This is a genomic window from Kitasatospora sp. NPDC058444 (genome assembly GCF_042721415.1).
In the GTDB taxonomy this organism is placed as follows: Bacteria; Actinomycetota; Actinomycetes; order Streptomycetales; family Streptomycetaceae; genus Kitasatospora.
In genome coordinates, this window is the sequence record NZ_JBHXLL010000018.1 from 1 (window position 1) to 24,315 (window position 24,315).

Below are 24,315 nucleotides of genomic sequence, written 5' to 3' on the forward strand. Positions count from 1 at the left end.
CGCGGGCCGCGCCGCCGCCGGCGCGGGCCCGGCGGGCGGGGGCCGCGGGGGGGGGGGGGGGGCCCCCCCCCCGGGGGGGGGGGGGGCGGGGGGGGGGGGGGGGGGGGGGGGGGGCCCCCCCCCCCACGCCTCCCCCGGTCCCTTCCGGCAGAGCGTCCGGTTTTCCCCGGCTCGTTCCGGCGCGCTCCGGCTCCTACGCCAGGGCGCTCCAGTACGGACAGCAGACGTACGGCAGCGGCGGCGCGCAGTGGTCGACGCTCCCGGACAGCACCGGGCCCCGCTCCGAGCGGGCCACACCGGGCGAACTCGCGGTCAGCCCGACCTCGCCCGACTCGCCGAAGCGCAGCGCCAGCCGGTAGCCGTCCGGGGTGCTCGCGGCGACACCCGGACACTCCCGGCCGGCGTTCAGCGAGGTGATCGTCCAGCCGCGCCGCCGCCAGTGCCGCTCCACCGCGTCCGCCAGCACCGCCCGCCGGGGCAGCGAGACGACGGTGAGCAGGTCCCGGCCCCGGGTGACGTACCAGAGCAGCTCCGACTCGCGCCCCGGAAGCGGCAGCCGCGCCCCCGCCCGTGCGGGCGCCCCCTGCCAGACCGGCGCCGGCCGGACGGCGTCCAGGGTGTCCTGGAGCAGCGTCTCGCAGCGTTCGGCGGCGTCGAGTTGATCGGCCGTCACCCCCGGCTCCGACCCGGGGCCGGTCCCCGACCGCCGGTCCCGCGCGGCCCGCGCGCCTCCGGGGCCGCCACCCGGGCGTCCGACGTTCAGTTCGGCACCACCTGACTGCACAGGGCCCCTCCGTACTCCTCCCGGTGTTCAACCCGGGCAGGCATTCCGTCACTGCTTGGACGGCGGGCGGGTACGGGCAGTTCCCCTCCCGGTTCCGTCCCTCACCGTTCCCACACCTTCGAAATGCACTGCACGGTGTAGTTGAACCACTGATCTGCACCGTGTAGTTTACTTTCCATGCCGGCCGGCCGGACCGCAACCGCCGCCCGGCCGCCCGCAGCGCGCCTTCTGACCCGCCGTCGGGCCGCCCGCAGCGCGCCTTCCGACCCGCCGTCCGACCCCTTTTCGAAAGGACCCGCCATGCCCGCCATCACCGCCGGCACCGCCCGCATCCCCTACCGCGTCGTCGGCGACGGCCCCGACACCCTCGTCCTGGTGCACGGCACCGGCCCCGGTTCGGCCATGTGGGACGACCTGCTCGGCTCCTTCACCGACCGCTACACCGTGCTGCTCCCCGACCTGTCCGGCAGCGAGGCCGCCGAGGACGACGGCGCGCCGCTCACCCTGGAAGCCCTGGCCGGCCAGGTCGCCGCCGTGATCGAGGACGCCGGCCGCGGCCCCGCCGACGTCCTCGGCTTCTCGCTCGGCGCCGTCGTCGCCACCGCGACCGCCGCCCTGCACCCCGATCGGGTCCACCGGCTGATCGCCGCCGCCGGCTGGATCAGCGCCGAACAGGACGAGTACCTGCGGCTCTCCATGGCCACCTGGCTCTCGCTCGCCGACCACCCCACCGCGTTCGGCGGCTACGCCACCCTCACCGCCTTCAGCCCGGGCTTCCTCGACCGGATCGGGCGCGCCGCCGTCCAGTCCAACACCGCCTACATGCGGCCGACTCCGGGCACCCTGCGGCACATCGCCCTCAACCTCGGACTGGACCTCGGCCCGCTGCTCCCGCGCGTCCAGGCCCCCGCGCTGGTGATCGGCTGCACCCAGGACGCCACCGTCCCGGTGGAGAACGCCCGTCGGCTGCACGCCGCCCTGCCCGGCAGCACCTACGCCGAGTTCGACACCGGCCACATCGTGATCGCCGAGGAGACCGAGGCGTTCACCGGCACCGTCCGGGACTTCCTCTCCGCCGCCTGACCGACCACCGGGACGGCGTGGACGGGGGCGCGCGGACGGTGCGGACGGGGGTCGCACCGACCCGGGCCGCCGGCGTGCGGAGCACAAAACCGCCCGCGGGACAAGGCCCGCTCCAGAAAGGCCGATTACCGCGCATGGTGATTCACATCAAATTGACTGAACGTCAACTTCAAAGGTGAGACTGCCCTGTTAGCGACATCCGCAAGGAGATCACCATGCGCATACTCTTCACCGGCCCCGCCGCGGCCGGTCACCTCTACCCGATGGTGCCCACCGCCCAGGCGCTGCGCGCCGTCGGGCACGAGGTCCTGTTCGCCATCGGACAGCCGGTCGACCTGATCCGGTCCGCCGGCTTCCCGGTCGTCGAGATCGGTGACGGCCGGAGCCTGCGCGAGATCGTCGAGGAGCGCCTCGGCGGCAAGGTCGAGTACGTCAACCAGGACAAGACCCACGAAGAGATCTTCGACATGGCGGCCGCGATGTTCGCGTTCGCCACCCGTCCCGACGTGGACGGACTGCTCGCGGTCGCCACCCACTGGGGCGCCGACCTGATCGTCCACGACTCCTTCCAGTCCGCCGCCCCGCTGGTCGCCGCCCAGCTCAAGATCCCGTCGGTGGTGCAGAACTTCGGCGCCAGCCCGGGCGGTCCCATGGTCGCGCAGGTGGCCTCGCACGTGTCCGACCTGTACGAGGAGCGCGGCCTGACCGGCCCGGACACCACCGCGGTGCTCAACCTCGGCCCGCTCGGCGGCGACCCGGACGGCCTGGCGCTGCGCTACGTCCCGTACAACGGCGGCGGCATCGTCCCGGCCGAGTTCCTCCGCAAGCCCGACCGCCCGCGCGCGGTCGTCACCCTCGGCACCGTGCTCGCCGAGCTCGACGGCGTCCGAGCGGTGGTCCGCCTGGTCGAGGCGGCCGCCGAGGTCGACGCCGACTTCCTGCTCGCGGTCGGCGGCGCCGACCTCGCCCCGCTCGGCACCCTGCCCGCCAACGTCCGCGCCCTGCCCTGGGTCCCGCTCAACGAACTGCTCAGCCGTGCCGACACGCTGATCCACCACGGCGGCTCGGGCACCATGCTGACCGCCCTCCAGGCCGGCCTGCCCCAACTGCTGCTTCCCCAGGGCGCGGACCACTTCCTCAACGCCGACGCCATCACCGCCACCGGCGCCGCCCTGCGCTCCGCCTCCGACGCCGTCGACACCGAGCTGCTCACCCGCCTCCTCGGCGACGCCGAACTGCGCGACGCCGCCCGCCGCCTGCAGGCCGAGAACGCCGCCCGGCCCACCCCGGCCGCCCTGGTCCCCGCCCTGGAGGACCTCGCCACCCGCCGCTGATCCACCGCCGCCTCCGGTGCACCCGGCGCACCCGGACGGGGCACGACGGCCGCAGGTCGACCGACCTGCGGCCGTCGGCTGTCTCCGCCGCCCGCACACCACCCGCCGCCCGCCACCCGCCGGATACCAGCTGGACACACCCGGCAACCAGATCGATCTCGGCCACTTCGACGAACCGCCGAGCAGGGCCTCGCGGCCCCCGTCCCCGTCCCCGGCCGAGTGCCGGCGCGGTGCTCATGCGGGCGTCCTCCGTACCGGCGGTGTGCCCGGCACGTCGTCCCGCACGACGTCCGGCACGGCGTCCGGCCGCGTCCGGCCCGGCCGGGGAAGCAGCAGCGGGGTGGCGAGGAGGAGCAGTCCCGCGACCGTGAGGGCGGTGCGCGGGCCGGTGACGTCGGCGAGCAGCCCGCCGAGCGCGGTGCAGACGGCGATGGACGCCTGCTGCCCGATCGACCAGGCCGACAGGGTGCGGGCCACGAGGTGCTCGGGCGTGCGTTCGAGCCGGTAGGTGGCGAGCACCGGGTTGAACAGGCTCATGTTGACGATGATCGCCAGCTCGACGGCCATCACGGTGACGAGGCCGACCACGCCCGGGCGGACGAAGACCAGGCCGATCAGCCAGACGGCGCGCAGGGTGCCGACGGTCCGGAGGACCCGGTCCCGGCCGTGGCGCTCCACGACCCGCCGCGCCAGCCGGGAGCCGATCAGCCCGCCGAGGCAGGGAGCGGCGAAGGCGAGACCGTACTGCCAAGGGGCGAAGTGGAGTTGGCGCAACAGGAGCACGGCGAGCACCGGCTCGGTGGCCATGATCAGACCGGCGACGAGCATGTTGTTGAGGTAGAGCGCCCGCAGACCGGGGTCGCCCAGGATGTGCCGCCAGCCGTCGAACACCGCGCCGGCCCGGGCCTGCGGAAGTCCGGCCCGGGCCGGCGCCTCCTCCCGGCCGCCGATCGCGGTGATGCCCAGCGCGGAGAGCAGGTAGCTGAGCGCGTCGGCCACCACGGTGGTGACCGGCCCGAACCAGCCGATCGCCGCCCCGCCCAGCGGCGGCCCGACCGCGATGGAGCTCCAATTCGTGGACTCGAACCGCGCGTTGGCCACGAGCAGGTCCTCCGGCCGCACCAGCGCCTTGAGGTGCGCCCCACTGGCCGCGCCGAACGCGATCTTGGCCGCGGCGATCACGATCGAGACCACGAGCAGGTGGACGAAGCCGAGCCGGCCGACGGCGTAGGCGACCGGGATCGTCGCCATGGCGGCGAACCGGATCAGGTCCGTCGCGATCATGACCGGGCGCTTGCGCCGGAACTCCACCCACGGCGCGAGCGGCACCGCCACCAGCGCCCCCACCGCGGGCCCCACCGCGGCCAGCGCGGACACCTCGGCGGGCCCGGCGTGCAGCACCAGTACGGCGATCAGCGGCAGTGCCCCGAACCCCAGCCCGGAGCCGTACGCGCTCACCGCGTACGCCGCCCACAGCCAACCGAACCGCCGGCCCAGCCGCTTCCCGCCCCTCATGCCCGGTGTGCTCCCCTCGACGACCCGGTCCCGGCCGAACAAACCGGAGTTGACCGGTGAGAGCCAACCGGGAGGCACGGCCACGGGTCAAACAACCGATCCACCCATTCCGCACAACCTCCGGTTGTTCACTAGGGTGGGCCGGCGTGGACCTCGAAGCAGTGCGCACCTTCGCCGCCATCGCGGACGCCGGTCAGTTCCAGAAGGCCGCCGTCGACCTGGCCGTCACCCAGCAGGCCGTCTCCAAGCGCGTCTCGGCACTGGAGCGCGACCTCGGCGTACGGCTGTTCACCCGCACCCCGCGCGGCGCCGAACTCACCATCGACGGACAGGCGTTCCTCCCCCACGCCCGCGAGCTGCTGCGCGCCGCCGAGCGCGCGGTCGCGTCCGTACGCGCCGACCGCCGCCCGCTGCGGGTCGACGTGCTCAACTCACGCGGCGCGGCCTCGGGCCTGATGCGCGGCTTCCACCGCGCCCACCCCGACATCGACCTCGACGTGCTGATGCTGGTCGACATCGACACCGCCGTCGCGGCCGTCCGCTCCGGAACGATCGACGCGTCCTTCCGCGCCGTCGCCGCCCCCGGCCGGCCCCTGCCCGAGGACATCGAGTCCGTCCGGGTGCTCGACGAACCCCTCGAACTCCTCACCGGCCCCGACCACGCCCTGGCGCACGCCAGGTCGGTGACCCTCGCCGACCTGGCCGGCCACCGGATCTGGATGCCCGGCATCACCCCCGGCACCGAGTGGGGCGCCTACTACGCCGACCTGGTCGCCGAGTTCGGCCTCACCATCGAGGCCACCGGCCCCAACTTCGGCTCCGACGTGCTCCTCGACACCATCGCCGACACCCCGGCCCTGGCCACCTTCATGGGCGAGCGGACCCGCCTCGTCTGGCCCGCCGGCCACGGCCTGCGCCGCATCCCGGTGACCGACCCGACGCCCGTCTACCCCCACTCCCTCCTCTGGCACCGCGACAACCCCCACCCCGCCCTCCCCACCCTCCGCGCCCACCTCGCCCCCACCACCGTCGCCCCCACCACCTCAACCCCCTGGACCCCCACCTGGACCCGCCCCCACTGACCACCCCGCCCCGGACAACGCAAAAGCCGCAGGTCATATGACCTGCGGCTTTCGGTAGTGGAGCGGGCGACGAGAATCGAACTCGCGCTCTAAGCTTGGGAAGCTCATGTTCTACCATTAAACTACGCCCGCCTGATGAGCCGTCAGAGACCGCTCGATCCAGTGTCACTGTACCCCATTCGCGACGGTGGTTGCACGGGGGGTCGGTGGACGTGGCGGAGCGTGGTGGGGCGGGTGTGGAGGCGTACTGTGTGGGCCGCGTACGAGTGCTCCGGTGGGTGGGGGCCGAGGCGGCGAGCCAGGGCGAGGAATGTCCGGAACATCCCCTAATGTGACGCTGTCCCGGGGCTCGGCCGCTGGGGCGCGTGAGTACGGGTGAGTACTGGGTTAGGGATGGGAAGGGGATCGATGGAGCAGCGCGCCGTCGTTCGTTGTGCCGAGGGGCACCTGTTCAGCACCACCACGTTCCCGATGCAGAACCTCGGTCCGGGCCGGCTCGGCCCCGGGCGGTTGATCCGCTGTCCGCAGTGCGGACGGATGCGGAGTTCGGTGCTGGCCGACGTGCGGGAGCTGTCGGAGCCGCAACTGGCGCGGGCGATGCGGCTGGAGGCCGCGGAGTTCCTGGCCTGACGGCCGGCGAAAGGGCAGGTGGGCCCCGGACGGATTCGTCCGGGGCCCTTTCTTGCACGTAACCTCGAAGCGTGCTGCTCTCTGACAAGGACATCCGGACCGAAATCGACCTGGGCCGGGTCGTCATCGACCCCTACGACCCGGCGATGATCCAGCCGTCGAGTATCGACGTGCGCCTCGACCGCTTCTTCCGCGTGTTCGAGAACCACAAGTACCCGCACATCGACCCCTCCGAGGAGCAGCCGGACCTGACCCGGCTGGTCGAGCCGGAGGGCGACGAGGCGTTCATCCTGCACCCCGGCGAGTTCGTGCTGGCCTCGACGTACGAGGTCATCACGCTGCCGGACGACGTCGCGTCCCGGCTGGAGGGCAAGTCGAGCCTGGGCCGGCTGGGCCTGCTCACCCACTCCACGGCGGGCTTCATCGACCCCGGCTTCAGCGGCCACGTGACCCTGGAGCTGTCGAACGTCGCGACGCTGCCGATCAAGCTGTACCCGGGCATGAAGATCGGGCAGCTGTGCCTGTTCCGGCTCTCCTCGCCCTCGGAGCACCCGTACGGCTCCGCGCGCTACGGCTCGCGCTACCAGGGCCAGCGCGGCCCGACGCCGTCGCGCTCGTTCCTGAACTTCCACCGCACCGACGTCTGAGCCCGAGGGCTCCGCAGAGCGCACGCACGACGGGCGGCCACCCCCTTCCGAGGACTTCCGAGGACTCCTGAGGAAGGAACGAGGGGTGGCCGCCCGCGGCGTTCTCAGGCCCGCTTCGGGCTGGTGACGGCGACCAGCTCGGTGCCGTCCTCGGACAGCCGCAGCTCGGTGCGCAGCTCGGCCAGTTCGCCGAGGTGGTGCAGGTGGGTGCCGCCGCAGAAGATCTGCGCGCCGCCCTCGGGCAGCTCGCAGTTCCACTGGCGGCGGGCGGTGAGCTCGGGGCCGGGCACCTCGATGCGGACCGGGGCGTCCGCGGCGACCCAGGCGGCCAGCCGGGCGTTGACGGCCTCGGTGAGGGCCGGCAGGGCGTCGGCGAGGGCCGGGAACTCCTCGGTGGCGTCCACCGTGAAGCCCTTCTTCTTCAGCGACTTGCCGAGCCGGTAGGTGTCGGTGCTGGCCGCGGTGTCCATCACCGAGCTCGCCATGGCGAGGCTGTCGAAGTCCGGGTGGCCGAAGGCGTCCGAGCGGCCCGGGTCCTTGCGCCAGCGCGGGGCCAGCGCGGCGTTCAGGGCGAGGGCGAGCAGGTGGCAGCCGCTGTGCGAGGCGCTGAGGGCGCCCCGGCGGTCGGCGTCGACGGCGAGCGCGGCGGTGCGGCCGACGATGTCGCCGGGGTCGCCGTCGAGGACGTGCAGGACCAGCCAGGACCACTCCTCGTCGCCGCGCCGGACCGGGATGTCGGCGCCGACCAGCAGGTCCCCGCCCTCGGGGCCGACGGCGCCGGTCAGGCAGTCGACGACGGCCAGTTCGGTGCCGTCCACGGTCAGGGTGCCGAGGTCGGCCGGCTGGTCGGGCCAGGTGTGGTCGAGCGGGTGGAACGGGGTCGCCTCGGTGACGACGGCGTACCGGCCGTCGGCCAGCGGGTGCACCGCGAGCACCGGGGACTCGCCGGTCACCGCCCCGGCCGGGAAGCTGACGTGGGTGGTGGGGAGGGTCATGCCTGGCTCCGGTGAAGGTGGGACGACGAGGGTGGGCGGGCCCGGCGCTCGGCCGTGACCCGCCCCCATTCTGCCCTTCGCGCGTGGAAGCGCTTCAGCCCTTCGCGCGTGGAAGCGCCTCAGCCCAGCGTCGGCAGCTTGATCAGCACCAGCAGCGCGACCAGCTGTATCGCCGCGGCCGCCGCGGCCTTGCCCCAGGGCAGGTCGTGCAGCCGCCGGACCATGCTGGTCAGCAGGTACGCGCAGAGCATCCAGGTGGCCCAGCCGACGACCTGGACGACGGCGCTGCCGGAGGGCAGCACCAGGTCGAGCAGCAGCCGGGGCGCGTCGGTGAGCCAGCCGATCAGCGCGGCCAGGCCGACGGTCGCCTTCCACGGGCCGTCGCCGCCGAGCTGGCGGGCCAGCGCGTAGGTGACCCCGCCGAAGAGCGCGCCGGTCACGGTGAAGCCGACGGCGGCGGCGAGGATGCCGGTCAGCGCCACGGTGAAGGTCGAGTTGACGATGTCGTCGTGGGTCAGCCCGATGCCGAGCACCGCGAGCGCGCCGTACAGCAGCGAGACGGTGAGGGCGGGCAGCCAGACCTGGTGGTCGCGGGTGCGGTCGAAGATCGCGGTCGGGGAGCGGAACAGCCCGGTGAACAGCTCGCGCCAGTGCGGCCGGGGCCCGGCGACGTGCGGGGCGGACTGGCCGCCGGCCCGGTAGACGGCGACGTTGTCCTGGCCGTACGGCTGCTGGTCGTACCCGTCGTACCCCTGGTCGGGGCCGTACCCCTGGTCGGGTGCGTACCCCTGGTCCGGGCCGTAGCCGTGGTCCGGGCCGTACCCCTGAGCGGGTCCGTACGGGCCGCCGGCCGCGTACGGGTCGCCGGTCGGGAAGGCCCGGGTGGTGCCGGGCCGGTCCGCCGCGTACGGGTCGTACCCGTCCCCCGCCGGGTACCCCGGGCCGCCGGGCGTGCCGGGCGTACCGCCGGGCCCGCCGGGCGCCGCCGCGTGCGGGGCCGTGAAGTACTCCGGCCCGTCCGTCCCCCCGTGCCCCCCGGGCACCGACGGCGGCGGAGGCGCCGACCACCCGCCGTGCGGACGGTCCGCACCCTGACCGCTGTCGTATCGATTACCAGCCACGGTCCGAAGGTACCCGCCCGGCCCGGCCCGCGTCGGCCCCGGACGGGACCGGGGCCGGTTTGCAGCGAGGCTGAGACGAACGGGGCCGCAAACCCGCCCGAACCGGCCCCCAGGAGTCCAGGAACCCGACAACCCAGGAGCCCGCGCCCCCGCGGAAGCGCTACCGCTGCGCGCCGACCGACGGCCCGTGCACCGCCGCCGCCGCGCTGGTGCCCGCCGGGCAGCCGCCCGGGCCGGCCGTGGTGCGAACGGCGCCGACCGGCAGCAGGGTGCCGCAGGCGATCCGGATGCCGTTCGGCAGCTCGTTGTCCGACTCCACGATCGCGCCGTCGCCGATCACCGCGCCGTCCAGCGCCGAGCGGTCGCCGACGGTGGCGAAGGCGCCCACGATCGAGTCCTTGACCAGGGTGTCCGGGCCGATCACCGCGCCCGGCAGGATCACGCTGCCCTCGACGATCGCGCCGGCCTCGACCACCGCGTCCTCGGAGACCACGGTGCCGCCGCTGAGCACCGCGCCCGGGTGGACGGTGGCGCCGGGCAGCAGCAGGGCGTCGCCGGTCGGGCCGGGGACGGCCGGGGAGTCGACCTTGCCGAGCACCAGGTCGGCCGAGCCGCGGACGAAGGCCGCCGGGGTGCCCAGGTCCAGCCAGTACGAGGTGTCGACGACGCCGCGCAGCAGCGCGCCGGTGGCCAGCAGTTCGGGGAAGGTCTCGCGCTCGACGGAGACCTCGCGGCCGGCCGGGATGCGGTCGATCACGGACCGGGTGAAGACGTAGCAGCCGGCGTTGATCTGGTCGGTGACGATCTGCTCGGGGGTCTCCGGCTTCTCCAGGAACTCCAGCACCCGCCCGTCCTCGTCGGTCGGGACGAGGCCGAAGGCGCGCGGGTCCTCGACCCGGGTGAGGTGCAGGGTGACGTCGGCCCCGGCGGCCACGTGGCCGTCGCGCAGGGCGGCGATGTCGACGCCGGAGAGGATGTCGCCGTTGAAGACCAGGACCGGTTCGTCCGGGCCGCAGGTCAGGCCGGAGGCGGCGTTGCGGATGGCCCCGCCGGTGCCCAGCGGCTCGCGCTCGGTCAGGTAGACCAGTTCGATGCCGTACGGGGTGCCGTCCTGGAAGTGGTCCTCGAACACCTCGGCCAGGTACGACGTGGCCAGCACGACGCGGGTGACGCCGGCGGCGGCCGCGCGCGCCAACTGGTGCGCGATGAACGGGACGCCTGCCACCGGCAGCATCGGCTTGGGGGTGTGGGTGGTCAGCGGACGCAGTCGCGTGCCCTTACCACCGACCAGCATGATCGCCTCGGTCATGGTCTGCGCTGTTCCCCTTGTGTCTCTGCGGCCCGGCCCGGCGGGCCGACACCTCGTGGTCGGTCTGGACCCGGCCGTCCGGCCGGCGCGGGTCGCCACCCGCCCGGGGCTTCCGTCCGGAACGGGTCGACCGGCACGAAGCCGGTCCGGGCCTACTGTATTTGCTTCCGACCGAATGCCCGTCCGGCGCCTGTGCGATTGCCGTCACTCCCCGTACCCCCGCCGTACCGGCGCGGGCCGCCGGGGCCAACCGAAAGCCCGGCCCGGCGGGCGCGTTCACGGCGTCCACCGGGCCGGGCAGTTGTAGCAGAACTGTCGAACAGCGGGCTCTGCTGCGGTCGTTACGCGTCGACCGTCGCGGGCTGCTCCTCGCTCTCGGCCGGCGGGAGGGCCTTCACCGAGTCGAGCAGCAGCTGGGCCACGTCGACCACCTTCAGGTGCTCCTTGGCCGCGCCCTCGTTCTTCTTGCCGTTGACCGAGTCGGAGAGCATCACCAGGCAGAACGGGCAGGCGGTGGAGACGATGTCGGGGTTGAGCGACAGCGCCTCGTCCACGCGCTCGGTGTTGATCCGCTTGCCGATGCGCTCCTCCATCCACATCCGGGCACCGCCGGCGCCGCAGCAGAAGCCGCGCTCCTTGTGGCGGTGCATCTCCTGCTGGCGCAGGCCGGGGACCTTGTCCATGATCGCGCGCGGCGGCGTGTAGACCTTGTTGTGGCGGCCCAGGTAGCAGGGGTCGTGGTAGGTGATCAGGCCCTCGACCGGGTGGACCGGGACGAGCTTGCCCTCGTCGATGAGGTGCTGGAGCAGCTGGGTGTGGTGGATGACCTCGAAGTGGCCGCCCAGCTGCGGGTACTCGTTGGCGATGGTGTTGAAGCAGTGCGGGCAGGTGGCCACGATCCGCTTGACCGGGGCGTCCTCCAGGGCCGCGTTCAGCGTCTCCACGTTCTGCGCGCCGAGCATCTGGAACAGGAACTCGTTGCCCAGGCGGCGGGCGGAGTCACCGGTGCAGGACTCCTCCTTGCCGAGGATCGCGAACTTCACGCCCGCGGTGTGCAGCAGCTCCGCGAAGGCCTTGGTGGTCTTCTTGGCGCGGTCCTCCAGGGCGCCGGCGCAGCCGACCCAGTAGAGGTACTCGACCTCGGCGGGGTCGATGTCCTCGCCGATCACCGGCACCTCGATGCCGGTCTCCTTCTTGAGCTCCTTCACCCAGTCGAGGCGGGCCTTGGTGGCCATGCCCCACGGGTTGCCCTTGTTCTCCAGGTTCTTGAGCATCGTCCCGGCCTCGGTCGGGAACGAGGACTCGATCATCACCTGGTAGCGGCGCATGTCGACGATGTGGTCGATGTGCTCGATGTCCACCGGGCACTGCTCGACGCAGGCGCCACAGGTGGTGCAGGACCACAGCACGTCCGGGTCGATGACGCCGTTCTCCTCGGCGGTGCCGATCAGCGGGCGCTCGGCCTCGGCCAGGGCGGCCGCCGGGACGTCCTTGAGCTGCTCGGAGGTGGCCTTCTCCTCGCCCTCCATGTCCTTGCCGCCGCCGGCCAGCAGGTAGGGCGCCTTGCCGTAGGCGTGCTCGCGCAGGCTCATGATCAGCAGCTTCGGCGAGAGCGGCTTGCCGGTGTTCCAGGCCGGGCACTGCGACTGGCAGCGGCCGCACTCGGTGCAGGTGGAGAAGTCGAGGATGCCCTTCCAGGAGAAGTGCTCGACCTGGGAGACGCCGAACACGGCGTCCTCGGCCGGGTCCTCGAAGTCGATCGGCTGGCCGTCGCTGGTCATCGGACGGAGGGCGCCGAGCGCGGTGCCGCCGTCCTCCTCGCGCTTGAAGTAGATGTTGAAGAAGCCGAGGAAGCGGTGCCAGGCCACGCCCATCGAGGGGTTGAGGCCGATGGTGGTCGCCCACGCGAACGAGATGCAGATCTTCAGCATCGCGAACAGGTAGATCAGGTTCTCCAGCGTGCCGTGCGACAGGCCGCTGAACGCGGAGACCAGCGGGTACGAGACCAGGTGCTCCGGCCCGTAGGAGTCGACGCCGTTGAGGGCGCCCTCCAGGGCGCGCAGCATCAGGATGCAGATGCCGATGCCGAGGATCGTGTACTCGACGTAGAAGGCCTGCCAGGCGATCGAGCCGGCGAACCGGGACTTGCGGCCGGACCTGGACGGCAGGCTCATCAGCCGGATCACGATCAGGACCAGGATGCCCAGCGTGGTCAGGGTGCCGACCAGCTCGACGAAGAGCTGCCAGATCATCCAGTGGCCGATGATCGGCAGCGCGAAGTCGGCGTCGAAGAGCTGGCCGAAGGCGTTGACGATGGTCAGCACGAGGCTGAAGAAGCCGACCGCGACGAACCAGTGGGCGACGCCGACGATCCCCCAGCGGTTCATCCTGGTGTGGCCGACGAACTCGGTCGCGACGGTCTTCACCCGCTGGGCGGGCTGCCCGAAGCGGGTGGAGTCCGGCGCACCGGTGCGGACCACCTTGTAGATGTACAGCGCCGCACGGGCGGCGAGCGCGGTGCCGATCACGAATGTGACCAGCGAGATGACGATCGCTGCTAGCTGCATCGGCTCTCCGTCTCCTGCGGCTTTGCGGTTGAGCAGGCTCTGCGGTTCTAAGGGTCTAGGGAACTGAGTGTACTGGTCGGTAACTTGCCGGGCCGACGGCCCGGACATTACCGGTGGACAACAGTTCTCCAGAAGATTCCCAAGCTATGGCGGCAGTCACGTGGGCACACCCCCGCCACGGCGTGGCGCGGGGCACACCCGGGGCGCGCACGGCGGCCGGCCCGGCGGAGTCGGGCGACCCGCTCAGCAAAGTTGAGCGGCTCGAACTCATACCTGTTGACGCCGCCCGTCCCGTCGTGCATCCTTGAGCCCGTAAAGCTCAACTCTTCCGTGGAGGTATCTACGATGGCACGCGCGGTCGGCATCGACCTCGGTACGACGAACTCGGTCGTCAGCGTTCTGGAGGGTGGCGAGCCCACCGTCATCACGAACGCCGAGGGTGCGCGGACCACGCCGTCCGTCGTCGCCTTCGCGAAGAACGGCGAGGTCCTGGTCGGCGAGGTGGCCAAGCGCCAGGCGGTCACCAACGTGGACCGCACCATCCGCTCGGTCAAGCGCCACATGGGCACCGGGTGGAAGATCAACATCGATGGCAAGGACTTCAACCCCCAGCAGATCTCGGCCTTCGTGCTGCAGAAGCTGAAGCGGGACGCCGAGGCGTACCTGGGCGAGACCGTCACCGACGCCGTCATCACCGTCCCGGCGTACTTCAACGACTCCGAGCGCCAGGCCACCAAGGAGGCCGGTGAGATCGCGGGCCTCAACGTCCTGCGCATCGTCAACGAGCCGACCGCGGCCGCCCTCGCGTACGGCCTGGACAAGGACGACCAGACCATCCTGGTCTTCGACCTCGGCGGCGGCACCTTCGACGTCTCCCTGCTGGAGATCGGCGACGGGGTCGTCGAGGTGAAGGCCACCAACGGTGACAACCACCTCGGTGGTGACGACTGGGACCAGCGCGTCGTCGACCACCTGGTCAAGGTCTTCCAGGCCGGCCACGGCGTCGACCTGTCCAAGGACAAGATGGCCCTGCAGCGTCTGCGCGAGGCCTCCGAGAAGGCGAAGATCGAGCTGTCCTCGTCCTCCGAGACCTCGATCAACCTGCCGTACATCACGGCCTCCGCCGAGGGCCCGCTGCACCTGGACGAGAAGCTCACCCGCGCCCAGTTCCAGCAGCTGACCGCGGACCTGCTCGAGCGCTGCAAGGTCCCGTTCCACAACGTCATCAAGGACGCCGGCATCTCGCTCTCCGAGATCGACCACGTCGTCCTGGTCGGCGGCTCGACCCGCATGCCGGCCGTCGCCGAGCTCGTCAAGGAGCTGACCGGCGGCCAGGACGCCAACAAGGGCGTCAACCCGGACGAGGTCGTCGCCATCGGCGCCGCGCTCCAGGCCGGTGTCCTCAAGGGCGAGGTCAAGGACGTCCTGCTGCTGGACGTCACCCCGCTGTCCCTCGGCATCGAGACCAAGGGCGGCATCATGACCAAGCTGATCGAGCGCAACACCACGATCCCGACCAAGCGCTCCGAGATCTTCACCACGGCCGAGGACAACCAGCCGTCCGTGCAGATCCAGGTCTACCAGGGCGAGCGCGAGATCGCCGCGTACAACAAGAAGCTCGGCATGTTCGAGCTGACCGGCCTGCCGCCGGCGCCGCGCGGCCTGCCGCAGATCGAGGTCACCTTCGACATCGACGCCAACGGCATCATGCACGTCGGTGCCAAGGACCTCGGCACCGGCAAGGAGCAGAAGATGACCGTCACCGGCGGCTCCTCGCTGCCGAAGGACGAGGTCGACCGCATGCGCCGCGAGGCCGAGCAGTACGCCGAGGACGACCACAAGCGCCGCGAGGCCGTGGAGACGCGCAACTCCTCCGAGCAGCTCGTCTACTCGACCGAGAAGTTCATCGCCGACAACGCCGACAAGCTGCCGGGCGACGTCAAGACCGAGGTCGAGACCGCCATCGGCGAGCTCAAGGAGGCCCTGAAGGGCGAGGACATCGCGAAGATCCGCGAGGCCTCCGAGAAGGTCTCCACCACCGCGCAGAAGCTCGGCCAGGCGCTGTACGCCAACGCCGACGCCGCCGGTGCCGCCCCCTCCGGTGACTCCGCCCAGGCCAAGGACGACGACGTCGTCGACGCCGAGATCGTGGACGACGAGAAGCCCAAGGGCGGTGCGGCATGACGGACAAGCCGCAGGGCGGCAAGCCCGGCGACGACTCCGCCGCCGAAGAGGCCGTGATCAAGGCTGCCGAGGAGGCCGCCGCGGCCGGCTCCGGGGACTCCGGTTCGGACGATCTCGCCGCCGCCAAGCGCGAGCTCGCCGAGCGCACCGGTGACCTCCAGCGCCTCCAGGCCGAGTACCAGAACTACCGCAAGCGGGTCGAGCGCGACCGGCTGACCGTCCGCGAGATCGCCGTCTCCAACATCCTGGAGTCGCTGATCCCGGTCCTGGACGACATCGGCCGCGCCCGCGAGCACGGCGAGGTCACGGGCGGCTTCAAGTCCGTCGCCGAGTCGCTGGAGACGGTCGTCGCCAAGCTGGGCCTGCAGCAGTTCGGCAAGGAGGGCGAGCCCTTCGACCCGACCATGCACGAGGCGCTGATGCACAGCTACTCCTCGGACGTCACCGAGGACACCTGCGTGCAGATCCTCCAGCCCGGCTACCGCATCGGCGAGCGGATCATCCGCCCGGCGATGGTGGCCGTCGCCGAGCCCCAGCCCGGCAGCCAGGCGTCCTCGGACGCCGAGGCGAAGTCCGCCGACGCGGACAAGTCCGACGGTGGCTCGGACAGCTGACAACCTGTGACAGCTGACAACCAGTGCGCTGCGGAGTCGTACGCCGGCCAGTACGGCGGCCGGCTCCGCAGCGCGCTGTCAACGGCTCTTCTGGCAGTTGCTGTTGACAGCACAGTGACGATGGACTCGGGAGGTGGCGGAAGCCGTGAGCGAGCGCAGCATGGGGGTCCCCCCTGCCGAAGGCTGGGGGAGAACCGTTGAGGGGCGCGTGTACCGCTCGGCGGCTACCGAGCGCAGCGAGGTGGACGCATGAGCGGTAAGGACTACGTGGAGAAGGACTACTACAAGGTCCTCGGCGTGCCCAAGGACGCCACCGCCACCGAGATCAAGAAGACCTACCGCAAGCTCGCGCGCGAGTTCCACCCCGACGCCAACAAGGGTGATTCCAAGGCCGAGGAGCGGTTCAAGGACATCTCCGAGGCGTACGACGTCCTCTCCGACGAGAAGCGCCGCAAGGAGTACGACGAGGCCCGCAGCCTCTTCGCCAACGGCGGCTTCCGGGCCGGCGGCCCGGGCGGCAACGGCAGCTACAGCTTCGACTTCGGCGACCTCTTCAGCGGCAGCCAGGGCGGCAGCCAGGCCGGCGGCGGCCTCGGCGACGTCTTCGGCGGCCTCTTCAACCGCGGCGGCACCCGGCAGGCCCAGCCCCGGCGCGGCGCCGACGTCGAGACCGAGGTGACGCTCTCCTTCGAGGAGGCGGTGGACGGCGCGACCGTCCCGCTGCGGATGACCAGCCAGGCCCCGTGCCGCGGCTGCAACGGCACCGGCGCCAAGTCCGGCACCACCCCGCGGGTCTGTCCGACCTGCGTCGGCGCCGGCACCGTCAGCCGCGGCCAGGGCGCCTTCGCGCTCTCCGAGCCGTGCAAGGACTGCCGCGGCCGGGGCATGATCGTCGACGACCCGTGCCCCGACTGCCACGGCAGCGGCCGGGCCAGCTCGGCCCGCACCATGCAGGTCCGGATCCCGGCCGGCGTCCAGGCCGACCAGCGCATCCGGCTGAAGGGCAAGGGTGCCCAGGGCGAGCGCGGCGGACAGCCCGGCGACCTCTACGTCACCGTGCACGTCGACCCGCACCCGGTCTTCGGCCGCAAGGGCGACAACCTCACCGTCACCGTCCCGGTCGCCTTCCCCGAAGCCGCGCTGGGCGCCACCATCGAGGTGCCCACGCTGAACGGCCCGGCCGTGAAGCTCAAGCTGCCCCCGGGCAGCGCCAACGGCCTCACCATGCGCGCCCGCGGCAAGGGCGCCACCCGCAAGGACGGCACCCGCGGCGACCTCCTCGTCACCGTCGAGGTCGTGGTGCCCCAGCACGTCACCGGCGACGCGCTGGACGCCCTGGAGCAGTACCGCGAGGCCACCGCCTCCGACGATCCGCGCGCCGCTCTCTTCCGGGCGGCGAAGGGAGCGTGACGACCAGATGTCCCCGATGAATCCGATCGACCCCGACACCCCGATCGGCCCCGGCCTCGGCGAGGGCCTGCCCGGTGCCGGCGCCCGCCGCACCCGCCGGGCCGCCGCGGCCCCGCCGACGTACGTCCTCACCGAGGACACCCCGGTGTACGTCATCTCCGTGGCCGCCGAACTGTCCGGCCTGCACCCGCAGACCCTGCGCCAGTACGACCGCCTCGGCCTGGTCTGCCCCGACCGCACCGCCGGTCGGGGCCGCCGCTACTCCGCGCGCGACATCCAGCAGCTGCGCGAGGTCCAGCGGCTCTCCCAGGACGAGGGCATCAATCTGGCGGGCATCAAGCGGATCATCGAACTGGAGAACCAGGTCACCGCCCTGCGGTCCCGCGTCGCGGAACTGGTCGACTCCCTGGAGGGCGCGGCCACCGCGCTCCAGCAGCGCGAGGCCGCCGTCCACGCCTCCTACCGCCGCGACCTCGTCCCGTACCAGCCCCCCACCCCGCAGTCCAGCGCCCTCGTGGTCTGGCGCCCCAAGCGCTGACCGAAGGCACCCACCGGCCGCCGGCCCCCTCCTCCGGGGGGTGCCGGCGGCTGCCGTGTGGTGAGAGAGTGCGGTCGCGATACCTCTCCGGGGGGCTCACCGGATCTGGCATGCTAAAACTCGTTCAGCGCCGCCGCTGATGGAACGCAGGTAGCACGGTAACGGCAAGGAGTCGCGAATGAGTGGACGAGAGCATCCCCTTGCCGCCGGCTCGACCGTCCTCTCGGCAGAGGCAAAGGAGCTATATCTCGCAGTCGTCCGAGGAGACGGCGACCTGCCGTCGGACGCCGAGGGCGGTCAGCACGATTCCGCGCGGGACGAGCTGGTCAGGATCGGTCTTCTGGTACCCGACAGCGATGATCCGACTGTTTTCGTGGCCGCCGATCCCACGCAGCTGTCGACAAGTCTCAGCCATTCCTGGCAGCGCCAGGCTCTGGAATTCCTGTCGCGCGCCGTATCGCTCCCCTCCGAGTTGCAGGAGCTCGCCCGGGAATTCCACAGCCCTAAACAGTCCGGGGGATCGATAGAGCATGTCCGCGGGAAGGCGCTAATCCGGCAGCGATTGGAGCAGTTCAGGGATTCCGGTTTCGAGGAAGCCCTGGCCCTGCAACCCGGCGGCCCGCGTCAGCCGGACCTTCTCGCCAAGATGATCGCCTACGATCTGAATACGCTCAGCAGCGGCACGAGGATGCGGACGATCTACCACGCCAGCACCCGCTACCACCAGCCGACCAGGGACTACGTGGCCACCCTGGCCCGGGCCGGTGGCCAGTACCGGACGCTCGACGAGCCCTACACGCGGCTCATCGTGATGGACCGTCGCGTGGCCGTGATCCCCATCGACGACGACATGAGCCTCGCCGCGTTCATCTACGACCCCGCCGTCGTCGACTATCTCGCCAATGAGGTGTTCGAGCGGTACTGGAGCCGGGCCCTGGAGTTCGAGGGCGACCGCACGGTGCCGCGTCAGGTGGTCTCCCGCCTGCGCCAGACGATCATCGACCAGATGCTGGAAGGCACCAATCACCGGGTCATCGCGCGACGCCTGGGAATCAGCGAGCGGACACTGGCGAGACATATAGCCGAAATGCGAGACGACTACAAGGTCGACTCGCTGTTCCAACTCGGATACGTACTCGGCCGAGAGCCGCAGGGGACCGCCGACTGACCCACCCGCCCGCACCGGGCAGGTTGGCCGGGCCGCCGTCAAGCAGCCATTTCCCCTAACGGCTCATCAACCGAGCGCCGCTCACTGCCAGGAGATGTCGTCGACAACGCTCACGGCGGCGTTGACGTTAATCGCGTCGTTCGAGCCGGCGACATTCGCGAGCGAGCCGACACCGAGCACCGTAGCGGCGACGGCCAGCGAAAGCACTATCTTGCGGACAAATCGGCGCATGTCGGTCACGCCCTCACTCTCTTTGAGAAACCGCCATTGGAAGCATCGAGCAGGATGCAGGATAACGGCTCACATAGCGCTGCGCGAGGGGGAGGCAGCCCGCCGTTGCCGCCGCCGGAGCCTGCGTCATCTCCCTGCCAGTCATCCAGATGACACAGGCCAACCCTGGACGCGACGCGGCCCCGCGATGGACGATCAGTTCGCTCGCAATGGTCCGGCAGGGCGCCACACCTTGCCAATGTACCGTCAAAAACTAAACCGTTCATCAGCGGCATCAGTCCACAGAGCAGCCCACATCCAACGCATCGCCGACACACACTCCCCCGGTCGGCCTTTCCCCGGAGTCGACATGACCGAGCCCTACCTGCGTCACCACGACAGCCAGGCCCCTGAGGGTCGGCGTGCACGTGTGTTCCTGGCCGCCCCGCTGATGCGACTGACCGGGCCGGCCGACAGTGTGGTGACGCTCGCCAGCCGGACGCGGCTGACCACGCTCCGCACCACCCTCCTCCGCAGCGGTGCCGCCGTGTACAGCGCGCACCACAGCGACGCCTGGACCATCTCCGGCCGAGCGCCGGAGCCCCGCGTCCCCTCCGACTTCCGCGCCCTCCAGTCCGCCGACCTCGTGTTCGCCTACGTCGGGGCCCCGCTCTCGGCCGGTGTGAGCCTGGAGCTCGGCTGGGCGTCGGCGCTGCGGAAGCCGATCGTCCTGCTGGTCGACGAGGCCATCACCCACAACCCGCTGATCGCCACCATCGAGCAGGTCGCCCCCGTCCTGCCGCTGGTCTTCGACGACACCTGGTCGCAGGAGGCCCTCAACCACACGGTCGAGACCGCGCTGGACTGGGCCGGCATGGCGCTCTCCCTGCGCGAGGGCTTCTGGACCGCGCCCGGCGAGCAGTTCAACGTCCCCCGGCAGCAGTCCGCCCTCCCCGGCTACTGGCCGACCGGCGCCGCCACCGGCTGAGCGGCGGCCGGCCACCGGACTCCCCCGTCCGGAACCCCCGTATCCACCGACCCCGCCGGAACGGCGCCCGCGCGTCGTACGGCTCACGCAGCCGGGCGGTACGACCGGCCGGCGATCGCCCGCTGCGTGAGCCCCCGGCCGAGAACTCGGCCGATCCGGTCGTGGGGCATCGCACCGGTTGGACCTCCGTCAGGGCGGTCCCGCCGCTGGGCCTCCGCGAGCGGGCGGTACGCACCATCCGCCAACCATGGGACCAGCGACCAGAGTTCCACTGACCACCGGAGCACCGCCCGCCCTTCGCGCCGACCTCGGCCGCCCCGGCGGCGGGGGTTTCAGTCATGGTGCTCGCCGCGGAGCCGCCAGCCGAGGTGGAAGAGGGTCTGGGCTCCGTAGCGGTCGCGCAGCCGGGAGATGTGGGCGGCGACGGTGCGTTCGCTGACGCCCAGGCGGGTGGCGACGGCCCGTTGGGTGAGGCCCCGGGCGAGCAGCCGGCCGATCCGGACGGTGGCGGTGGGCAGCGGGTCGACGTGCCGGGCGGCGGGGGTGGCGCGGGCCCAGTCGCGTTCGAACCGGGCGGCGAGGTAGGCGACGGTGGTGGGGTCGGTGAGGAAGACGGCCCGGCTGAGGTCCTCGGCGGCGGGGATGACGGCCACCGCGCGGTCGAAGACCAGCACCCGCTCGTACGGCTCGGCGAGGACCCTCACCTGGGCGCCCTGCCCGGTGCGCAGGGCGACCTGGCTCCGCACGGCGGGGTCGGTGAGGGTGACCGGCTGGTAGACGGTGCGCAGCGAGCAGCCGCGGCGGAGCAGCGAGAGGTCCTGGGCGAGGGCCATCCGGAGTCCTTCGAGCGGCCGCGGCCCGGGCTGGGCCGCCAGGACCTCCTCCCGGCACTCCGAGACGAGTTCGCCGACCCGCCGGCGGACCTCGGCGACGCCGTCGACGGTGCCGGCCCCCGGATCGGCCGCCCCCGGATCAGCCGCCCCCGGATCGGCCGCCCCGAAGCCGCTGCCGCACGGCGCGACGGCCGAGCGGCCGACGGCCGGCGGGCCGCCGACCGGGTGGCGGGCCTCGTCGTAGGCGAGGGCGAGTGGTCCGAGGGTGTCCGGGAGCCGCTCGGCGTGCTGCAGCAGGCGCAGGGCGCGGGTGCGCAGTTCGACGCCGATCCGGTCGCCGAGCGCGCGCGGGCTGGCGGCGGTCCACCCGGTGGCGGTGGGGGCGAGCAGGCCGCGGGCGACGAGGGCGGCCAGGGCGGGGCGGTCGACGGGGGCGAGGCCCTCGGGGAGCAGTCGGCCGCCGGCCCGGACGGCGGCGAGGTAGAGGGCCCGCTCCGCCGGACCCGGCTCATCGGTCATCGCGGGCCCCTCGCATCAGCCAGCCGAGCTGGAAGAGGGTCTGCGCGCCGTAGCGGTCGCGCAGCCGGGAGATGTGGGCGGCGACGGTGCGTTCGCTCAGGCCCAGGCGGGTGGCGACGGCGCGCTGGGTGAGGCCCCGGGCGAGCAGCCGGCCGACCCGGTCGGGGATCGTGCGGGCGGGTGCCTGGCCGAGGGCGGCCCCGGCGGTGTCGGCGCGCGCCCAGTCGCGTTCGAAGGTGCCGACCAGGTAGGTGATGGTGGCCGGGTCGGTGATGAAGGCGGCGGTGCTGTTGTCGTCGTTGGCGGAGATCACGGCGACGGAGCGGTCGAAGACGATCAGCCGCTGGAAGGGCTCGTCGAGCACCCGGATGAGCGAGCCGTGCCGGATGACCTCCTCGGCGTAGGCGAGGGCGGGCGGGTCGGCGAGGGCGACCGGCTGGTAGATGGTGCGCAGCGAGCAGCCGCGCTGGAGCAGTTGGACGTCCTGGAGGAGGGCGACCTGGAGGGTGTCGGCGGGCCGGTGGCCGGGCTGTGCGGTGAGGACCTCGGAGCGGCAGTCGGAGACCAGTTGGGAGATCCGCTGGCGGATGTGGACGTGGCCCTCGACGTGGACGGCGCCGCCGGCCCGGTCGGTCGGGCGGGGCATCGCGTCGTAGGCCCGGGTGAGGCCGTCCAGGGCGCCGGGGAGGTTCTCCGCGCGGACCAGCAACCGGGTGGCCTCGCTGCGCAGTTCGGCGCCGAGGCGGTCGCTGACCGAGCGCGGGCTGACCGCGGTGTAGCAGCGGTCCATCCGGTTGACCATCAGCAGGCCGATGTCGATGAGTTGCCGGAGCGCTCCCCGGTCCGCGTCCGCGACCTCGCCGGTGGGGACGCGGCCGCCCTCGGCGATGATGGCCAGGTAGAGCTGTCGGGCGGCCTCGTCGGGCTCCTCGCCCACGGGCCCGTGGTGCGGTGTGACCGCCGGTTCCGCCGTCACGTCGCACTCTCCCTGCCGGACGCCTCTCCCCTGATCTGACCCGGTCTGCCCGTGCTCCCCGCCGCACGGGCCGCACCCGCCACTGCACCGGTGGGCCCGGCGGGCTCACGGTTCCGGTGGTCCGGTACGGCGTGATCATGGATCAGGCGGTCACGGTACCGGGTGGGACGGCGGACCCCCGGGCCCGGGTGCCGTCGCACGCCGGGTCGTCCGGGGGCCGCCATCGGTACGCCAGCCAGGGCGCTCCCGTCGAGGCGGAGCAGCAACGCCTCGACGGGTCCGGTCCGGGGCCATCACCACACATGGACCCGGTCCGGCGCTCTTCCCCCCCGTCCCACCGGCGCGGGTTGTCGCACCTGCGGTCAGCATCGAAGAGCGAGTCGCCACCATCAGGCTGCGGTTGCCTGGACGACTTGGCGTGTCTCCACCCTCACAGCGTGACGGCCGGTGGACAAGTGCCGCCCGAGTGCAGGTTCCCGCAATTGCAGCTACCTGCATCCCGGTGCCGGTGCGACGGTCCAAACGGTGGGGTGGATTCCGGTGAGAACCGAGGCGGGCGAGGGGTGTCGGCCCCACCGGGCGCCACCCGGCACCGCCGTCGCCCGGCCGTGCACGTTCCTGCACCGACGGCGTGCTCCTGAGCTGCGCGGGGGCGGCGCCGGCTCGGCGGGCCGACAGCCGCCTCAGCGGGCCAGCAGCCGGCCCCGCGCCAGCCCGGCGGCGGTACCGCCCGCGGCGAGCACCCAGGCGACGGCCAGCAGCAGGTACAGGCCGACGGCCAGGCCGCTGAAGCCCCCGAAGCCGGTGTGCCGGGCGAGCGCGGAGGCTCCGGTGACGCAGGTGCCGACCGGGAAGGTGTACGCCCACCAGGTCATCGCGAACGGCATCCCGGCCCGCCGGGCGCGCAGGTTGGCGGCGAGCGCGACGGCCAGCCAGAGCATGGCGACGCCGATCACCGCCACGCCGTACAGCTCGGCGAGGTCGACCATGGCGGGCGCCAGCGCGGGCAGCACCGGCCGGGCGGCGTCGGCGAGTTGGTGGACGGCGGTGACGGACTGGCCGAGCGGGCCGAGCACCAGGAACAGCGAGGGGGTGAGCGCCAGGGCGGGCAGCTTGCTGTGGAACAGCCCGGTGAACACGACCGGCAGCAGCACCAGGGTGGCCAGCAGGCCGACCCCGAACAGCGCCCAGCAGCCGTACAGCATGGCCTGCTGGGCCGTCCCGGCCGGCAGGTGCGGGACGAGCGCCGGGCCGCAGGCGGAGGCGACCAGCGGGGCGACCACCGGCAGCAGCCAGGTCGGGTTGGCCTCCAGGGCGGAGATCCGGTGCCGGGTGATCATCAGGTACGGGATGCCGCCGGCCACGGCCAGCGCGTACAGGGTGCCGAGGCTCCACAGCACCGCGTCCAGGGCGACCGCCGGGCCGGTGCCGATGACCCGGGAGCCGAGCAGCAGGGTGCCCAGCCCGACCGCCAGCAGTGCCATCGGCGGGCAGCCGTAGAAGACCGCGGTGGCCGGGTTGTCCAGCAGCTGGGCGCGGGCCGCCTCGCGGTGCCGGGTCAGGTGGACCAGCCGGGCCCCGGCCAGCACCAGCAGGGCGGCCAGCGCGAGCGCCCACATCGCCGCGCCGAAGCCGGTCAGCCCGGGCGGCCGCACCGGCAGCACGGCGGCGCCGTTCGCCAGGATCGCGGTGCCCATCACGGCGGCGTACCAGTTGGGGCCGAGCTGGGCGAGGTCGGGCCGGCGGCGGACGGCGGGGCGGGCGAGGGGGCGGATACCGGCCAGAGTGGACATGTCCCCACCGTCGCC

At 72.5% G+C, this 24,315-nt stretch carries 20 protein-coding genes, 1 tRNA gene and 1 pseudogene; 11 read left to right on the top strand and 11 right to left on the bottom strand.

What is annotated here, in order from left to right:
- Positions 1-193: 193 nt before the first annotated feature.
- Positions 194-673 (bottom strand): hypothetical protein, encoded by a 480-nt coding sequence (locus ACFWP2_RS19900; RefSeq protein WP_380453054.1) that lies wholly within the window; start codon positions 671-673, stop codon positions 194-196.
- A 411-nt stretch (positions 674-1,084) separates the two neighbouring features.
- On the opposite strand from ACFWP2_RS19900, the gene ACFWP2_RS19905 reads away from it, so the two are divergent.
- The gene (locus tag ACFWP2_RS19905; protein ID WP_380453056.1) at positions 1,085-1,867 is read left to right on the top strand and encodes an alpha/beta fold hydrolase; all 783 of its coding nucleotides are present in this window, start codon (positions 1,085-1,087) and stop codon (positions 1,865-1,867) included.
- 215 nt (positions 1,868-2,082) lie between these two features.
- On the top strand, positions 2,083-3,201 hold the full coding sequence (locus ACFWP2_RS19910) for a glycosyltransferase (RefSeq protein ID WP_380453058.1): 1,119 nt from the start codon (positions 2,083-2,085) through the stop codon (positions 3,199-3,201).
- A gap of 234 nt (positions 3,202-3,435) precedes the next feature.
- Here the strand turns inward: ACFWP2_RS19910 and ACFWP2_RS19915 are convergent, their stop codons facing one another.
- Positions 3,436-4,716 (bottom strand): MFS transporter, encoded by a 1,281-nt coding sequence (locus tag ACFWP2_RS19915; RefSeq protein WP_380453060.1) that lies wholly within the window; start codon positions 4,714-4,716, stop codon positions 3,436-3,438.
- A 146-nt stretch (positions 4,717-4,862) separates the two neighbouring features.
- Here ACFWP2_RS19915 and ACFWP2_RS19920 point away from each other — a divergent pair, with 146 nt between their 5' ends.
- Positions 4,863-5,798, top strand: a complete 936-nt coding sequence (locus ACFWP2_RS19920; protein ID WP_380453062.1) for a LysR family transcriptional regulator — start codon at positions 4,863-4,865, stop codon at positions 5,796-5,798.
- A gap of 58 nt (positions 5,799-5,856) precedes the next feature.
- Here the strand turns inward: ACFWP2_RS19920 and ACFWP2_RS19925 are convergent.
- Positions 5,857-5,930: transfer RNA gene (locus tag ACFWP2_RS19925), tRNA-Gly, on the bottom strand.
- A 276-nt stretch (positions 5,931-6,206) separates the two neighbouring features.
- Here ACFWP2_RS19925 and ACFWP2_RS19930 point away from each other — a divergent pair.
- Positions 6,207-6,428 carry a hypothetical protein gene (locus ACFWP2_RS19930; protein ID WP_074001850.1) on the top strand — a complete coding sequence of 74 codons (222 nt, stop codon included), beginning with the start codon at positions 6,207-6,209 and terminating at the stop codon, positions 6,426-6,428.
- A 71-nt stretch (positions 6,429-6,499) separates the two neighbouring features.
- Complete coding sequence (gene dcd, locus ACFWP2_RS19935) at positions 6,500-7,075, top strand: dCTP deaminase (protein ID WP_380453064.1); 576 nt, start codon at positions 6,500-6,502, stop codon at positions 7,073-7,075.
- A 104-nt stretch (positions 7,076-7,179) separates the two neighbouring features.
- Here the strand turns inward: dcd and ACFWP2_RS19940 are convergent, their stop codons facing one another.
- From ACFWP2_RS19940 to ACFWP2_RS19955, 4 genes and pseudogenes are all read right to left on the bottom strand, one after another.
- Positions 7,180-8,070 (bottom strand): metal-dependent hydrolase, encoded by an 891-nt coding sequence (locus ACFWP2_RS19940; protein ID WP_380453066.1) that lies wholly within the window; start codon positions 8,068-8,070, stop codon positions 7,180-7,182.
- A 119-nt stretch (positions 8,071-8,189) separates the two neighbouring features.
- The gene (locus tag ACFWP2_RS19945) at positions 8,190-9,191 is read right to left on the bottom strand and encodes a Yip1 family protein (protein WP_380453068.1); all 1,002 of its coding nucleotides are present in this window, start codon (positions 9,189-9,191) and stop codon (positions 8,190-8,192) included.
- A gap of 244 nt (positions 9,192-9,435) precedes the next feature.
- Positions 9,436-10,500 (bottom strand): annotated as a pseudogene (locus ACFWP2_RS19950) (sugar phosphate nucleotidyltransferase); the annotation flags it as partial.
- A gap of 341 nt (positions 10,501-10,841) precedes the next feature.
- Positions 10,842-13,067: a (Fe-S)-binding protein gene (locus tag ACFWP2_RS19955; RefSeq protein WP_380453070.1), complete on the bottom strand. Its 2,226-nt coding sequence runs from the start codon at positions 13,065-13,067 to the stop codon at positions 10,842-10,844.
- A gap of 345 nt (positions 13,068-13,412) precedes the next feature.
- Between ACFWP2_RS19955 and dnaK the strand changes: the two genes are divergently transcribed.
- The 5 genes from dnaK to ACFWP2_RS19980 all read left to right on the top strand — a co-directional run bounded on the left by dnaK (position 13,413) and on the right by ACFWP2_RS19980 (position 18,981).
- Positions 13,413-15,251, top strand: a complete 1,839-nt coding sequence (dnaK, locus tag ACFWP2_RS19960) for a molecular chaperone DnaK (RefSeq protein WP_380453073.1) — start codon at positions 13,413-13,415, stop codon at positions 15,249-15,251.
- Positions 15,248-15,865, top strand: coding sequence for a nucleotide exchange factor GrpE (gene grpE, locus ACFWP2_RS19965; protein ID WP_380453075.1), 618 nt, complete (start codon positions 15,248-15,250; stop codon positions 15,863-15,865). Before dnaK ends, grpE begins: the two co-directional genes overlap by 4 nt.
- 249 nt (positions 15,866-16,114) lie before the next feature.
- On the top strand, positions 16,115-17,275 hold the full coding sequence (dnaJ, locus tag ACFWP2_RS19970) for a molecular chaperone DnaJ (RefSeq protein ID WP_380453077.1): 1,161 nt from the start codon (positions 16,115-16,117) through the stop codon (positions 17,273-17,275).
- A gap of 7 nt (positions 17,276-17,282) precedes the next feature.
- Positions 17,283-17,813, top strand: coding sequence for a heat shock protein transcriptional repressor HspR (locus ACFWP2_RS19975; protein WP_380453079.1), 531 nt, complete (start codon positions 17,283-17,285; stop codon positions 17,811-17,813).
- A gap of 178 nt (positions 17,814-17,991) precedes the next feature.
- Positions 17,992-18,981: a hypothetical protein gene (locus ACFWP2_RS19980; RefSeq protein WP_380453081.1), complete on the top strand. Its 990-nt coding sequence runs from the start codon at positions 17,992-17,994 to the stop codon at positions 18,979-18,981.
- Positions 18,982-19,062: 81 nt separating this feature from the next.
- On the opposite strand, the gene ACFWP2_RS19985 is transcribed toward ACFWP2_RS19980, so the two are convergent.
- Positions 19,063-19,221 carry a hypothetical protein gene (locus ACFWP2_RS19985; RefSeq protein WP_380453083.1) on the bottom strand — a complete coding sequence of 53 codons (159 nt, stop codon included), beginning with the start codon at positions 19,219-19,221 and terminating at the stop codon, positions 19,063-19,065.
- A gap of 340 nt (positions 19,222-19,561) precedes the next feature.
- On the opposite strand from ACFWP2_RS19985, the gene ACFWP2_RS19990 reads away from it, so the two are divergent.
- Positions 19,562-20,179: a hypothetical protein gene (locus ACFWP2_RS19990; RefSeq protein ID WP_380453085.1), complete on the top strand. Its 618-nt coding sequence runs from the start codon at positions 19,562-19,564 to the stop codon at positions 20,177-20,179.
- Positions 20,180-20,511: 332 nt separating this feature from the next.
- Here the strand turns inward: ACFWP2_RS19990 and ACFWP2_RS19995 are convergent, their stop codons facing one another.
- The 3 genes from ACFWP2_RS19995 to ACFWP2_RS20005 form a co-directional block, all read right to left on the bottom strand.
- Positions 20,512-21,531: a helix-turn-helix domain-containing protein gene (locus tag ACFWP2_RS19995; RefSeq protein ID WP_380453087.1), complete on the bottom strand. Its 1,020-nt coding sequence runs from the start codon at positions 21,529-21,531 to the stop codon at positions 20,512-20,514.
- Positions 21,521-22,507 carry a LuxR C-terminal-related transcriptional regulator gene (locus ACFWP2_RS20000; RefSeq protein ID WP_380453089.1) on the bottom strand — a complete coding sequence of 329 codons (987 nt, stop codon included), beginning with the start codon at positions 22,505-22,507 and terminating at the stop codon, positions 21,521-21,523. Before ACFWP2_RS20000 ends, ACFWP2_RS19995 begins: the two co-directional genes overlap by 11 nt.
- 683 nt (positions 22,508-23,190) lie before the next feature.
- The gene (locus ACFWP2_RS20005) at positions 23,191-24,300 is read right to left on the bottom strand and encodes a TDT family transporter (protein ID WP_380453091.1); all 1,110 of its coding nucleotides are present in this window, start codon (positions 24,298-24,300) and stop codon (positions 23,191-23,193) included.
- Positions 24,301-24,315: the final 15 nt, after the last annotated feature.

Coding starts and splice junctions, on each gene's coding strand:
- ACFWP2_RS19915 (WP_380453060.1), bottom strand. CDS start 4,716: ATGAGGGGCGGGAAGCGGCTGGGCCGGCGGTTCGGTTGGCTGTGGGCG.
- ACFWP2_RS19910 (WP_380453058.1), top strand. CDS start 2,083: ATGCGCATACTCTTCACCGGCCCCGCCGCGGCCGGTCACCTCTACCCG.
- ACFWP2_RS19905 (WP_380453056.1), top strand. CDS start 1,085: ATGCCCGCCATCACCGCCGGCACCGCCCGCATCCCCTACCGCGTCGTC.
- ACFWP2_RS19995 (WP_380453087.1), bottom strand. CDS start 21,531: ATGACCGATGAGCCGGGTCCGGCGGAGCGGGCCCTCTACCTCGCCGCC.
- dnaK (WP_380453073.1), top strand. CDS start 13,413: ATGGCACGCGCGGTCGGCATCGACCTCGGTACGACGAACTCGGTCGTC.
- ACFWP2_RS19955 (WP_380453070.1), bottom strand. CDS start 13,067: ATGCAGCTAGCAGCGATCGTCATCTCGCTGGTCACATTCGTGATCGGC.
- ACFWP2_RS19930 (WP_074001850.1), top strand. CDS start 6,207: ATGGAGCAGCGCGCCGTCGTTCGTTGTGCCGAGGGGCACCTGTTCAGC.
- dnaJ (WP_380453077.1), top strand. CDS start 16,115: ATGAGCGGTAAGGACTACGTGGAGAAGGACTACTACAAGGTCCTCGGC.
- ACFWP2_RS19940 (WP_380453066.1), bottom strand. CDS start 8,070: ATGACCCTCCCCACCACCCACGTCAGCTTCCCGGCCGGGGCGGTGACC.
- ACFWP2_RS20005 (WP_380453091.1), bottom strand. CDS start 24,300: ATGTCCACTCTGGCCGGTATCCGCCCCCTCGCCCGCCCCGCCGTCCGC.
- grpE (WP_380453075.1), top strand. CDS start 15,248: ATGACGGACAAGCCGCAGGGCGGCAAGCCCGGCGACGACTCCGCCGCC.
- ACFWP2_RS19990 (WP_380453085.1), top strand. CDS start 19,562: ATGACCGAGCCCTACCTGCGTCACCACGACAGCCAGGCCCCTGAGGGT.
- ACFWP2_RS19980 (WP_380453081.1), top strand. CDS start 17,992: ATGAGTGGACGAGAGCATCCCCTTGCCGCCGGCTCGACCGTCCTCTCG.
- ACFWP2_RS19975 (WP_380453079.1), top strand. CDS start 17,283: ATGTCCCCGATGAATCCGATCGACCCCGACACCCCGATCGGCCCCGGC.